We start from the raw sequence: 13,358 nt of genomic DNA, 5'->3' as shown, positions 1-13,358 counted from the left end.
GGTGGGGTTATCTCACAAAATCGCATTGCTCCCCCTAATGCTTTACTCAAGAATGCACAACCGCCATTGGCTAAGACTACTGCACCAGCCCGAACGATATAGGTACGATGATCTTGCCTCTGCACACCTCTTGCACCAGCGACTGAGCCGTCGTCAGCCAATAAAAGCTCTAGAGCCGGACTTTGATCAAGAATCTGCACACCAACACGCAAAAGGTTTTTGCGAAGTACCCGCATATATTCAGGGCCATAATAGCTCTGACGCACAGATTCCCCATCTTCTTTAGGGAAACGATAGCCCCAACTTTCCACTAGGGGCAAACTCAGCCAGGTTTTTTCGATAACACGCTCGATCCAACGTAAGTTAGCAAGGTTTTTTCCTTGGTGATAACGCTCCGATAAAACTTTGTTCCAATTCTCTGGAGAAGGGGCCATGATGCCATTGCCACTAGCAGCAGCAGCACCACTCGTACCCAGAAAACCTTTATCAACAATGATGACTTTGCCACCTTGGGATGCGGCTGCCCAGGCTGCCCATGCTGCGGCAGGGCCACCACCAATAACCAGTACATCAGCAGTTAACTGTAGTTCATTTTCACTATAGACTGTTAGCAATTCCCTTTCCTCAATAAATGTTTCTACAGTACGGCAGAATTCAGGAGTCAGAATTCAGAAGCGCTCCGTCTTTTCGCTGCGTCTGTGCGTGTTAGCGTTAACGGGGCGTAGCCCGGCAAATTCATTCAATCAGCAACGCCCACAAAATTAATAAACAGAAGCCAACAATTTATCGATCGCAGCCCGAAACGCCGTTGCTGCACCAGCACTCATATCACGGGGGGCGCAGATGCGATTTCTCAAATATGCGAAAGCGATCGCCCCCACAGCAGCGAAGATAGGATCAACACTGCTATTTTTACCACCCGTCCGACCACCCGGTAAAGTTTCGCCATTGCCATGAATCAGATAATCAGCTAGTTGTCGCAGGTGAAAATCAACAGCGTCTTTAACTGTGGTAAAATCACCATCTGCGGCTATTGCTTGGACTCCAGAATTTTTGATAATATCTGCGATCGCAACTTCCCGATTATCGCTCAATCTCTCAGCTGCTTCGGCGCGATATTGAATTTTCTCACTATCTGCCACATCCAGAGGTAAAGGATTTCCAATCGGTTCCACACCCCATCTGCGACGCAACAGTAAATTATTGGTGATATTATCCGACTTCACTCTGTGATAAGCAGGACGCTGATTAAGTGCGTCAAACCAAGCATTAATTCGAGGAAAGCGGGGATTTCCTTTAAGGTGATATTCCCGATACACAGGTAAATTAGCCGCCAATCTATCCAGATGGGGACTATACAAAATGTCAACTAAGCTAAATGTACTGACAAAGTAAGCGCCGGGGTATTTAGCCAAAGCTTGCTCAAGTTCATCTAACTTCGCCTCAAATGCTGCTTGTGAGTTTGCCAACTCATCAGCATCTAGAGGTGCTTCTCTCAGAAATTTGTAAGCAATCTCTCTAAAACCGTTAGTCTCAGCTTCTTCAACCAACTGTCTAGCAACAGCGTTTTCCTCTGGATTTTCCGGCAATAATGCTGGATGTGGAAACCTTTCTTCTAAAGCCAAGAGAATATCTTTGGATTCATATACTAAGTTACCCTCAATTTTTGCTGCTGGGACAAGGGTTGTGGGAACTATGTCAGTGTACCATTTGGGTTTATTACTTAAATCAATAAACTCCGTTGCAAAGGGAATTTCCTTTTCTTCCAGAGCAAACCAAACTCGCTCGCAGAAAGGACACCAGGAATTAGTATCTCGATAAAGCAAGACTGGCGGTTCTGTGTTTGGGGGAAGTTTCTGTAAACTGATGGGTATTGGTGCCGTAGAAGGAGATTGTCCCGGCCTCTTTACCCTACGCGCAGAGGTATTTTTTTGAGCAGTTTCTAAAACTTCTTCCCAAGTTGACACTGTGTTTTGAATAGACATTTTTTTACCTCGCTTTACTAGGAACGCCAGAAAACACAAATAACTGTTGCTCTTTGGGTGCAGCCAAGTTTTCACCAAGGTAACGATGAAGTCCTACACCCATATTTCTTGTAGCTGTGAGTTTGAAGTTAACTTCTTCAAATCCAGATGCATTCAAAATTTTCCGTACATTGTCAGAGTAGGGAATACCGTCAGAATGTCCGCGAGTCCAGATAAAAAAAGCACCTGGTTTACTCAGAAAACTCAAGTTATTGATTAAGCGATTGAGTTCAATTTTCTCAGCCACATGGCCTAAGACACCACATGCGATCGCAATATCTGCTGGTACTGCTCCTACATAGTTAGTGGAAAGAGTTGCATCACCATTGACAATACCTTTGCCAAAATAAGAGCCAACAAAAATTTGGGCAAAAATGGCAAAATGACCCATACATAAGCGTTTAGCTTATAAGGTAGCTTGGAATATCAAACCCTTGATACTACGGACAATACGTTAAAAAACCTTGTGGGAAACCTTGAAGGAATTTTTAGGACTTATTGTTTTTGCCAAGCCTCAGAGAAAAGGGAGTTCAGATATCAACTCACCCTCGTAAATTGGCAAAGGTATTGCATTGATAAACTCAATTTGCTTGGCTAAACCCAAGGACTCTATAGTTGCTCGTCCCCGCTCAACTAAATTTGAATTTATTTCAACCAATCGTGCAGAAACATCCTTCGCACGGGGATGATTTTTTAAAGTTCCTAGTAAATCTCGCCCATCACCCGCGCAAACACTCACTACTCGGATAGCGCCATCAGGTGAGGCATTCAAGCTATAAGCAATATATTCTTGCACGATTTCTAGACGCTGTTGCAATGTTGGCTCAGTGTTGTAGAGGTCGTGCCATTCATACCAATCTTTTGGCATAAGGCGTGATTTCCGTTTGATGCACACTGTGTAGCCATAAACTACGGTTAGCTTATCAAGTAACTGTACTTTATGGATGAAAGCAGAGTATCACAGAAATTCATATAAAATCAAGTCTTATTAGAAAGGCTCCTAGCCTATTTCGTATGAGTGAAACTGTCTACATCGAAACTAGTATTTTGGGCTACCTTACAGCCAGATCAACCAGAAATCTGATTTTGGCAGCAAATATAGAGATCACAAGAGAGTGGTGGGAGTTTCGCCGAAGTGCATTCACGCTCTACATTTCACAAGTTGTTTTAGATGAGGTGGCACGGGGAGACACCGAGATTGCCACTAAACGTCTGGAGATTCTCAACGGAATGCCGTTAGTAGAACTCAATCAGGCTGTACAAATAAAATCAAGTCTTTTCCGTAGAATCGCTCTTATCCTAGTAATTATACGTATAATATTTTATTCTTTTGTATTGCGAAAATTAAAATGCTTAATTATTCAAATTCTAATTGATATAGACGCAACCCTTTTTTAGCACTCAAATCAAACTTTAACCCAACTTCCATCCCAGTAGTTGTTTGTAAATCATTCACTGGATTATCATTAATTTTAATACTGTTGATAGTAACCAAATAACAACAAGATGTCTCTTCACTAACTAATAAAAGTTTGTTTCCAACGGATAACTTAATTTCTTCAACTTTTGCAACTCCAGCATTAGGCTTCTTAAACCACTCAGTGATTTTGCCAACTTCTCTAATTTGCCCTATTTATTCCTTGCGTTTAATCACCTGATAAGTTACTAATTCAGCAAGTGCTTGGGACAAAGCATCTACAAAGTCGCATAGTTCTAATAATGCACTAGCCCCCAGAACATCATCAGGAAAACCGTGTGCTGCATCATTACGATAGCTAATAAATTCATTAAGTTCTCCTTCCGCAGTATTTTGATTTCCTCTAATTTCTTCTAAAAAATATTTGATGGATCTATGTTTTTCAACCCATGCCCAAGCGTTTGATATGCCAGCATTTGCAAATAATCTTTCTAAAGTTTCCCGGCGTAAGTTCTGTTCATGAATGAGAAACGCATCTGGCAGTAATTCGTACTCTTTTTCACCAGTAGTTCCATAAAATAAACCTTGCATAACTTTCTTAGAGGATAGGTGTTCATATCTGTTTTTATTTAGTTCAGTCAGTAATTTTCCTACTCCCAACTGGTGATTATTTCTAATTGTTTCCTCCAAATCTGAATAGCGTGGATATAATCCTGGTAAAAGTATTAACCAATCACTAATTAATTCTTCTACAAAACGCTCATAAATTGCATACAAGCGTGTTACTACAGCACAATGGTCGTAAACTCTCCACTCTCTCGCTTTCGGTATATCTTGCAAAAGTTTACTGAGGATTAATTCTGTTTCTTCGCATATTTCGGTCTTAATTATAGCACTGGAATAAAACGAAATATCCATCAGTCTATCATTAGTTTTAATAATGGAACGGACAGTATTAATATTAACTTTTCCTGTCATTAAAATTTTCTCAAACATCGCTCTTTAACCTGCGATGACTTGGGATAACATTTCGTCGAATAACCTGATTCTTTCTTTAATATCGGACTTGGTTCGACCTCCACCTGTAAATAGCTTTGAGGTATCTGTTCTAAACAGTTTTTTTGTCTCTTCAATTACTATTAACTTTCTTGCCACTAAAGTATCTGCATTTGCCAAATATCTACTGAGTCCAACCATAACTGCATCATAATAAGCTTTATAAGCATTTTCCTTCCATGTATCAGTACTGGGATCAAAGGGCTTAAATAAGTTGTTTGAATATATTTGGTGTGCTAAAGTTACAGTTTGCAGGAAAATATTTTTGAGAATATCAATATCTTCATCAGAAAAATTGAGACTTTTAATCATATATAGATCCATAAAACCTTCCATTCCTCTACGGAAATCTTCTATATGGCGTAAAGAAAAAAAACGAAGAACTAATTCGGCATCTTCCATTTTTATATATATATTGTTATCGTCCAGTTGTTTTTTATCATTAATTGGAATTCCCCAAGCATCCGCAAATATAGAATTATTTGCTAGTTCAAGTAAGAGTTGATTAAACTTACCATAATATAGACAATTACGTATTTCCTGACGACTTAAAGCGATCCCACCTGTATTTAGTCTTTCAAAAGCAAGTTGCTTCAATAGCAAAGCTTCTTCAGGATTTGATGCTGACTCTGTAATCAAAACTATGGATGATATGGAGCGACGATCAATACCTGCTCTAATTTTGGCAGGAAGATTAGTATATGTTCTTCCGTTGAGTTCTGGCCAAAGTTCGAGTCCTGTCAATTTTAAACGGTTATCATAAAAATCACGAAGAGCAGTAATTCTTTGTTGACCATCCATGACTTCATAACAGTTGAACTCTTTCTCATAAAGAACAATTGGGGGAACAGGAATATTAATCAAGAATGACTCAATTAGTCTTGATTGCATCTTTTCATCCCACCGAGTTCTTCTTTGGTAGAAAGGACGTACATCCATATATCCAGGTTTCTTTAACGTTTCAACAAAGCTTGGTAGCTTTTCACGATTCATTTCAGTCAGTATTCTTTGTTCTCCAGACTCATACTTGTGGTTTATCTCAGAATCAGACATTTTGATGTGATTTTTAGAAGGTGATTTTTCCCACATTTTTTCTTCTGTTGGTGCAAGATTCATTGTCTACATCCTCTATAAAAGTGGTTACTTTAAGCCATAAGTATATATTATCATTTGTCCTGAAATAATTTTGGTAAATAATTAATTTTTTACTTATTTAAACTGAGTTACAGTGTGTTTGATTTCAAATTTTATAATTTAGAGGTTTAAACCTCTAAATTAACGTTGATAATGTCCAAAAATAAACATTATCTTGGGGTGTGTTTTTACTTTCCACAACGTAAACAACAACAAAACACAGTATTTTTAAACCTTAGTAGGGAAGCACAAATAAACCTAACTATATAACAAAATGTAAATCATCCAAAACCCTTGCGTATCGCTAAGGCGACAGTTTCGCTAACGCGGAGCGTGACCACTTCGGTCTTATGCGTCGTTTTACTACGTTCCACTCGCAATGACATAATTATAAATTTTCCCGCCTAATTAACTCAGTGGAAATTTATCATGCAGCCTTTCTACAAAGTAGAAAGCATAAACAAGGTAAAATTACTTGCTGAGTCTATGCTGTAGCCATTTTCTGAGCAAAATAGCGATCGCCTAGTTCGCCAATTAGCTACAACTTGACTGGTGTAATATAAAACTACGGTTAACTGAGCAATTAAATGTATTTAATGCCTGAAATCAGGGTATTATAAGGATTTATAATAAATCAAGTCTTAATTCTTTTAGCTGGGTTGGAAATGCGTTTAATCCCGGTAGATAGACTTTATGAAATAGGCGTAACTATTAATTTTAACTAAGACCGCCATGAACCCTAGTTTTTTAACTGCCCATACTCCAACCACGATCGCTATTGTTGGCGGAGGTTTTAGTGGTTCTCTAGTCGCTACCCATTTATTGAAAACTGCCAGCCAACCCCTCACCATTAAGCTGATTGAGCGCAGTGATCAAATTGGCAAGGGAATTGCCTACAGCACAGATACCAATTGTCATTTGCTGAATGTATCGGCAGGCAACATGAGTGCATTTGCCCACGACCCAGGGCATTTGTTACGTTGGCTTCAGCACAACCGCGATGAGTTGATAGCATTTTTGCCCCAAGAAGTCAATGCCAGTACCTTCATACCTCGTAAGGTCTATGGTTTATACATTCAATCGGTTTTGGCAGAAGCAGAAGCCACAGCACCTAGTGATGTGCGACTAGAACGCTTGACCGATGAAGTGGTAGGAGTACAGCCTGAAGAAAAAGGCGCAATGATTTCTCTGCGTAGTGGTCGCTGTTTTGCCGCAGACAGAGTTGTGTTGGCATTGGGGAACTCACCCTCTGCACCCCCCGCTATACAAAACGCAAACAGTAATGATGAAAGTTATCTACGAAATGCTTGGTCAGCCGATGCCCTAGCAGACCTTGATGCTGATGCACCTGTGTTGCTAATTGGTACGGGACTGACGATGGTGGATATGGTTTTATCTTTGAGCGATCGCCAACATCGCGGTAAAATTTATGCTGTGTCCCGACGAGGATTATTTCCCCTAAAACATCAAGCGGCTCAACCTTATCCCTGCTTTCTGACTCCAGAAAATTCGCCAAAAAGTGTGCGCGGCTACTTACGTCGGCTGCGTACTGAGGTGGAAATTGCTGCTGCCAAAGGCTACGACTGGCGAGCAGTAATTGATTCTCTGCGTCCGATGACTCAGAAAATCTGGCAACAACTACCGACTGAGGAACAGCAACGTTTTTTGCGTCATCTGACACCCTATTGGGACGTGCATCGTCACCGTATTGCCCCACAAGTAGCGGATGTTGTAACCCAAATGCTAGATTCTGGTCAACTCACCATTGCCGCAGGGCGGATTCGGGAATATCAAGCTTTGCCGGACGGTGTAGCAGTGACCATACACCGACGCAAAACCCAAACTAATCATATCTTGCACGTCCGGCGGGTGGTGAATTGTACAGGCGTAGCAGCAGACTATCGCCGATCGCCTCATCCTTTGATTACTGATTTGCGATCGCAGCGTTTAATTCGCCCCAATGCCATCGGTTTAGGACTAGATACAGATCCCCACGGTGCCTTATATGCAGCAGACGGTAACATCTCGACGCTGTTTTATACCTTGGGAACTCCGCGCAAGGGCGACTTGTGGGAAACTATCGCTGTACCAGAATTACGGAAACAGGCGCAGGAATTATCTGAGGTGTTATTGCGATCGCTACCAGTGCGTGTGCGGAGTATTCCGGCGATGCCTCTGTTAAGCGATCCCAGTGCAGAGATACCCGCGTCAACTTTCCTATTTCGGCAATTTTTTGACCCTGAAACTAGTAGTTACACTTATTTAATTGCCGATCAGCAGACAGGAGATGCGATTCTAGTTGATCCTGTATTAGAGCAAGTTGACCGCGATTTGCAATCATTAGCTGAACTGGGATTAAAGCTACGCTACTGTTTAGAAACTCACCTTCATGCCGATCACATCACAGGGGCAGGCAAACTCAGGCAACAAACAGGCGCTCAAGTGATCGTTCCCCAGAATACTGCTGTGACAAAAGCCGATCGCTCCCTTGTGGGTGGCGAAATCCTAGAGGTGGGATCGGTAATCATTGAAACGATTTTCACACCAGGTCACACCGCCAGTCACATAGCATATTTGGTGAACAAAACCCATCTGTTAACTGGTGATGCCTTATTTATTCGTGGTTGTGGACGCACAGATTTTCAGGGAGGTGATCCTGGAACTTTATACGATGTGGTGACACAACGCTTATTCACCTTGCCAGATGATACTTTGGTATATCCTGCCCATGACTATAAAGGGCGCACAGTTTCTACCATTGGCGAAGAAAAGCGGCTTAATCCCAGATTTAGCGATCGCAGTCGTGATCAATTTATTACAATCATGAATAATCTCAAATTGAGTTATCCCCAGAAGATGAATGCAACAGTACCTGCAAATCAATACTGTGGTGATTTTATCCCCCAAGAAAGCTTAGACCCGGCTACAAGTTCGGCAACAGATGAAGAACAGAAACAAATAGAACTCACAGTCATGACTAATACAGAAATTTACAATGATTACTTTGCTATGTATATCTAGAGCTTAATTTATCAACAGTTTCTAAAGCGCGATCGCATTCTTGTTCTGTAGTGATAACTTTAGGTTGAAACTCTACCAGAAGTTGACTGTAAGTAGTTGTATTCAAAGAAGTACTTATATTCCTTTGCACCCGCTTGGCGGCGACCCGGATCATGGCTTCATGCCATCTTCTATAATTGATCAAACCTGCACACCTAATTTTAGGCATGAGACTGTGACCGAATCAGGAAGTTACAAAGATACTGTCAACCTACCCAAGACTAACTTTGATATGCGGGCAAACGCCATCAAGCGGGAGCCTGAAATCCAAAAATTTTGGGAAGAAAATAAAATTTACGATCGCCTCTCGGAAAATAACCCCGGCGAATTATTTATACTACACGATGGGCCTCCCTACGCTAATGGCTCTTTCCATAGTGGTCATGCCTTAGGTAAAATTCTTAAAGATATTATTAATCGCTATCAACTGCTACGAGGGCGTAAGATTCGCTACGTCCCTGGTTGGGATTGTCACGGTTTGCCAATTGAGTTGAAAGTTTTACAGAATATGAAGCCAGCAGAACGGCAAACCTTAACCCCTTTACAACTGCGGCAAAAAGCTAAACAATTTGCACTAGAAGCGGTGGCTGACCAAAGCAAAAGCTGTAAGCGCTTCGGGATATGGGGTGATTTTGAACACCCTTATCTGACTATGCAGCCGGAATATGAAGCGGCTCAAATTGGCGTGTTTGGTCAAATGTTTTTAAAGGGATACATCTATCGCGGTTTGAAGCCGGTTCACTGGAGTCCGAGTTCTAAGACTGCTTTGGCTGAAGCTGAGTTGGAATATCCTGAAGGTCACGTTTCTCGAAGTATCTATGCGGCTTTTAGTGTTACAGGTTTGGGGGAGGGTGTAAAATCACTGTTGGGGGAATATTTGGCGGATTTGGGTGTGGCTATTTGGACGACTACGCCTTGGACGATTCCGGGGAATTTGGCGGTAGCGGTGAATGGTGATTTGGACTACGCGGTGGTGGAAGTTTCGCGCAAAGGCGCAAAGACGCAAAGTAATTTCAAATACTTGATTGTGGCGGCTGAGTTGGTGGAGAGGTTATCTACGACTTTGGAGGTTGAGTTGACTGTAAAAGCCACGTTTAAGGGGAATGATTTAGAACATACTACTTACCGTCATCCGTTATTTGACCGCGAAAGTCCGATTGTTGTGGGTGGTGATTATATTACTACTGAGTCGGGTACTGGGTTGGTACATACTGCACCGGGTCATGGTCAAGAAGATTATATTGTTGGTCTGCGTTATGGTTTGCCTATTCTTGCGCCGGTGGATGACAATGGCAATTTTACCGAAGAAGCGGGTGAGTTTGCGGGGTTGAATGTGCTGGGTGATGGGAATCAGGCGGTGATTGATGCATTGACTGCGACTGGTTCTTTGTTGAAGGAAGAAGCATACCCGCACAAATATCCTTATGATTGGCGGACGAAGAAGCCGACGATTTTTCGGGCGACTGAACAATGGTTTGCTTCTGTGGAGGGATTTAGGGAAGAAGCGCTAAAGGCGATCGCTACGGTAGAATGGATTCCAGCCCAAGGTGAAAATCGGATCACGCCGATGGTGGCGGAACGTTCTGATTGGTGTATCTCCCGTCAGCGTGCTTGGGGTGTACCCATTCCCGTTTTCTACGACGAAGAAACTGGGGAAGTGCTGCTGAATGAGGAAACTATCAACCATATTCAAGGAATTATCGCTGAAAAAGGTTCTGATGCTTGGTGGGAATTATCAGTTGAGGAATTATTACCAGAATCTTATCGCCAAAATGGTAAGTCTTACCGCAGAGGTACAGACACGATGGATGTATGGTTTGATTCTGGCTCATCTTGGGCAGCTGTAACCAACCAGCGTCCAGAGTTACACTACCCGGCTGATTTGTACTTGGAAGGTTCAGACCAACATCGCGGTTGGTTTCAGTCAAGTTTGCTTACCAGTGTAGCGGTGAATGACATTGCACCTTACAAAACTGTCTTGACTCACGGCTTTGTTTTAGATGAACAAGGGCGTAAAATGAGTAAGTCAGAAGGAAATGTGGTTGATCCAAATATCTTCATTGAAGGCGGGAAAAATCAAAAAGCAGAACCGGCTTACGGTGCAGACGTCTTGAGATTGTGGGTATCATCGGTAGACTACTCCAGCGATGTCCGCATTGGTAAAAACATCATCAAGCAGTTGAATGATGTCAGAGGCAAAATTCGCAATACGGCGCGGTTTTTGTTGGGTAGCTTGGATGATTTTGACCCTGAAAAAGACGCAGTACCTTTTGAGGAATTGCCCGAACTTGACCGTTATATGTTGCACCGCATCGGCGAAGTGTTTAAGGAAGTTACCGAAGCTTTTGAAAGTTTTCAATTCTTCCGCTTTTTCCAAACAGTGCAGAATTTTTGCGTGGTGGATTTATCCAACTTTTACTTAGATGTTGCCAAAGATAGGCTGTACATCAGTGCCACCGATGCTTTCCGCCGTCGCAGTTGTCAAACGGTGCTGAAGATAGCGTTAGATAATTTAGCAAGAGCGATCGCACCAGTATTATGCCACACCGCCGAAGATATCTGGCAATATCTCCCCTACAAAACACCTTATAAATCGGTATTTGAAGCCGGTTGGGTGCACGTCGAGGAAAAATGGCGGAATCCAGATTTAGCCGAATTTTGGGAAGCACTGCGACAACTTAGCACCGATGTTAATAAAGTCTTAGAACAAGCTAGGGTAGAAAAACTAATTGGTTCTTCCCTAGAAGCCAAAGCTTTAATTTACATACCTCACAAACAGTTAGGCGATGCTATCAAAGCCTTTAACCCAGTAAAAGGTAACGGTATTGACGAACTGCGGTATTTATTGCTGACTTCCCAAGTGGAATTATTAGATTCTGCTGAGGGATTGCAAGGATTAGAATATACAGCGCAGACAGAAAACTGGGAAATTGGTGTAGTGAAAGCAGACGGGCAAAAATGCGATCGCTGCTGGAACTACTCCATCCATGTGGGAGAATCAACAGAACATCCCCTAATTTGCGATCGCTGTGTTGCAGCCTTAGCCGGAGAGTTCTAAAAGCCGCAATTTCATGGATTTCTCTCTGCGCCTCTGCGCCTCTGCGTGACACATTCATCCTCTTTAAGGAACTAATCAATGGCACGTCTAGCACTGCTGAGTGTATCTAACAAAACCGGTTTAATCGACCTAGCCCGTACCTTAGTCGAAAAATTTGACTTTGATTTAATCAGCAGTGGCGGAACAGCCCAAGCCCTCAAAGATGCCGGACTACCAGTTACCAAAGTTGCAGATTACACAGGTTCTCCAGAAATTTTAGGTGGTCGAGTTAAGACACTACATCCCCGGATTCATGGAGGAATTTTAGCACGGCGGAACGTTCCCCAAGATATTACAGATTTAGAAAATAACCAAATTCGACCCATTGATTTAGTAGTAGTAAATCTTTATCCTTTTGAGGAAACTATTGCTAAACCAGGGGTAACATTATCTGAAGCTGTTGAACAAATTGATATTGGTGGGCCGGCAATGCTGCGGGCATCATCAAAAAACTTTGCCCATCTCACAGTATTATGTGATCCAGCCCAGTATGACGAGTATTTGCAGGAATTGCGGCAAAATAACGGCCAAGCATCCCTAGAATTTCGCCAAAAGGCAGCTTTAAAAGGATTTTCGCACACTGCTAGCTATGATCAAGCGATCGCATCTTACCTCACAGAAGCACAACAGTACACCCTGAGCGGCACACAATTGCAATCTCTGCGTTATGGCGAAAATCCTCATCAACCCGCCACATGGTATCAAACTGGGACAACGGGATGGACAGCCGCGACAAAACTGCAAGGCAAAGAACTTAGTTACAATAACTTAGTTGATTTAGAAGCCGCACGCCGAATTATTGCTGAATTCACTGATACCCCAGCCGCAACGATTATCAAACACACAAACCCCTGTGGGACAGCACTGGGAAGCACTATTTCCGAAGCCTATCAAAAAGCTTTTAACGCCGATGCTGTTTCTGCCTTTGGTGGTATTGTCGCCCTCAACCGTCCGATAGATGCGGCTACAGCCAGGGAGTTAACCAAAACATTTTTAGAATGTGTAGTTGCACCAGCTTGTGAAACAGAAGCTCAAGAAATTCTGGCCAAGAAATCCAACGTGCGAATTCTAATTTTACCAGATTTGAGCGGCGGTACTAAAGAGATAGTTAAAGCGATCGCAGGTGGTTTCCTCGTCCAAGCTAGCGATAACATCATTGCTGATAGCAGTAAATGGCAAGTAGTTACCGAACGTCAACCCACAGACAGCGAATTAGCCGAATTGCTTTTCGCTTGGAAAGTTTGCAAGCACGTTAAATCTAATGCCATAGTTGTCACAAGCGATCGCGCTACACTTGGTGTAGGTGCTGGTCAAATGAACCGCGTCGGCTCAGTTAAAATTGCCCTAGAACAAGCTGGAGAAAAAGCCAAAGGCGCAATTCTAGCCAGCGATGGATTCTTCCCCTTTGATGATTCAGTCAGAACCGCCGCAGCATCGGGAATTACTGCCATTGTCCAACCAGGTGGGAGTCTGCGCGATCAAGATTCCATAAAAGCTGCTAACGATCTGGGTTTGGTGATGGTATTAACTGGTGTACGTCACTTTTTACACTAAAATTATTGGTCGTAAG

At 42.5% G+C, this 13,358-nt stretch carries 11 protein-coding genes; 4 read left to right on the top strand and 7 right to left on the bottom strand.

Translation table 11 applies throughout. The features are described 5' to 3' along the window. The 4 genes from F8S12_RS16270 to F8S12_RS16255 all read right to left on the bottom strand — a co-directional run. A partial coding sequence (locus F8S12_RS16270; RefSeq protein ID WP_230968048.1) for an FAD-dependent oxidoreductase occupies window positions 1-614 on the bottom strand: 614 nt, incomplete at its 3' end. A 147-nt stretch (window positions 615-761) separates the two neighbouring features. Next, window positions 762-1,985, bottom strand: a complete 1,224-nt coding sequence (locus tag F8S12_RS16265; RefSeq protein ID WP_196517182.1) for a glutathione S-transferase family protein — start codon at window positions 1,983-1,985, stop codon at window positions 762-764. A gap of 4 nt (window positions 1,986-1,989) precedes the next feature. Then, window positions 1,990-2,415, bottom strand: a complete 426-nt coding sequence (locus tag F8S12_RS16260) for a hypothetical protein (protein WP_230968047.1) — start codon at window positions 2,413-2,415, stop codon at window positions 1,990-1,992. Window positions 2,416-2,538: 123 nt separating this feature from the next. After that, window positions 2,539-2,892 carry a class I SAM-dependent methyltransferase family protein gene (locus F8S12_RS16255; protein WP_230968046.1) on the bottom strand — a complete coding sequence of 118 codons (354 nt, stop codon included), beginning with the start codon at window positions 2,890-2,892 and terminating at the stop codon, window positions 2,539-2,541. Window positions 2,893-3,038: 146 nt separating this feature from the next. On the opposite strand from F8S12_RS16255, the gene F8S12_RS40640 reads away from it, so the two are divergent. Beyond that, the gene (locus F8S12_RS40640; RefSeq protein WP_230968045.1) at window positions 3,039-3,422 is read left to right on the top strand and encodes a hypothetical protein; all 384 of its coding nucleotides are present in this window, start codon (window positions 3,039-3,041) and stop codon (window positions 3,420-3,422) included. A gap of 235 nt (window positions 3,423-3,657) precedes the next feature. Here F8S12_RS40640 and F8S12_RS16245 read toward each other — a convergent pair whose 3' ends face one another. Then, window positions 3,658-4,437: an MAE_28990/MAE_18760 family HEPN-like nuclease gene (locus F8S12_RS16245; protein WP_230968044.1), complete on the bottom strand. Its 780-nt coding sequence runs from the start codon at window positions 4,435-4,437 to the stop codon at window positions 3,658-3,660. A 6-nt stretch (window positions 4,438-4,443) separates the two neighbouring features. Then, a complete protein-coding gene (locus F8S12_RS16240) occupies window positions 4,444-5,613 on the bottom strand; it encodes a DUF262 domain-containing protein (RefSeq protein ID WP_196517181.1) in 1,170 nt (389 codons plus the stop codon). A gap of 750 nt (window positions 5,614-6,363) precedes the next feature. Here F8S12_RS16240 and F8S12_RS16235 point away from each other — a divergent pair. Beyond that, entirely contained in the window at window positions 6,364-8,652 is a 2,289-nt protein-coding gene (locus F8S12_RS16235) for an FAD/NAD(P)-binding protein (protein ID WP_196517180.1), read from the top strand. On the opposite strand, the gene F8S12_RS16230 is transcribed toward F8S12_RS16235, so the two are convergent. Then, window positions 8,639-8,860 (bottom strand): hypothetical protein, encoded by a 222-nt coding sequence (locus F8S12_RS16230; RefSeq protein ID WP_196517189.1) that lies wholly within the window; start codon window positions 8,858-8,860, stop codon window positions 8,639-8,641. The two genes, F8S12_RS16235 and F8S12_RS16230, sit on opposite strands and share 14 nt — an antisense overlap. 6 nt (window positions 8,861-8,866) lie before the next feature. Here F8S12_RS16230 and ileS point away from each other — a divergent pair, with 6 nt between their 5' ends. Both ileS and purH read left to right on the top strand, forming a co-directional pair. Further along, window positions 8,867-11,749 carry an isoleucine--tRNA ligase gene (ileS, locus tag F8S12_RS16225; RefSeq protein WP_331001395.1) on the top strand — a complete coding sequence of 961 codons (2,883 nt, stop codon included), beginning with the start codon at window positions 8,867-8,869 and terminating at the stop codon, window positions 11,747-11,749. 78 nt (window positions 11,750-11,827) lie between these two features. Continuing rightward, window positions 11,828-13,342 (top strand): bifunctional phosphoribosylaminoimidazolecarboxamide formyltransferase/IMP cyclohydrolase, encoded by a 1,515-nt coding sequence (gene purH / locus F8S12_RS16220; RefSeq protein ID WP_196517178.1) that lies wholly within the window; start codon window positions 11,828-11,830, stop codon window positions 13,340-13,342. The last annotated feature ends 16 nt before the right edge of the window (window positions 13,343-13,358 follow it).

Origin of the sequence: Nostoc sp. WHI (assembly GCF_015714725.1) — a bacterium.
Lineage (GTDB): Bacteria > Cyanobacteriota > Cyanobacteriia > Cyanobacteriales > Nostocaceae > Nostoc.
The sequence above is the reverse complement of the archived record's forward strand: the minus strand, read 5'-3'. Positions and strand labels throughout refer to the sequence as shown.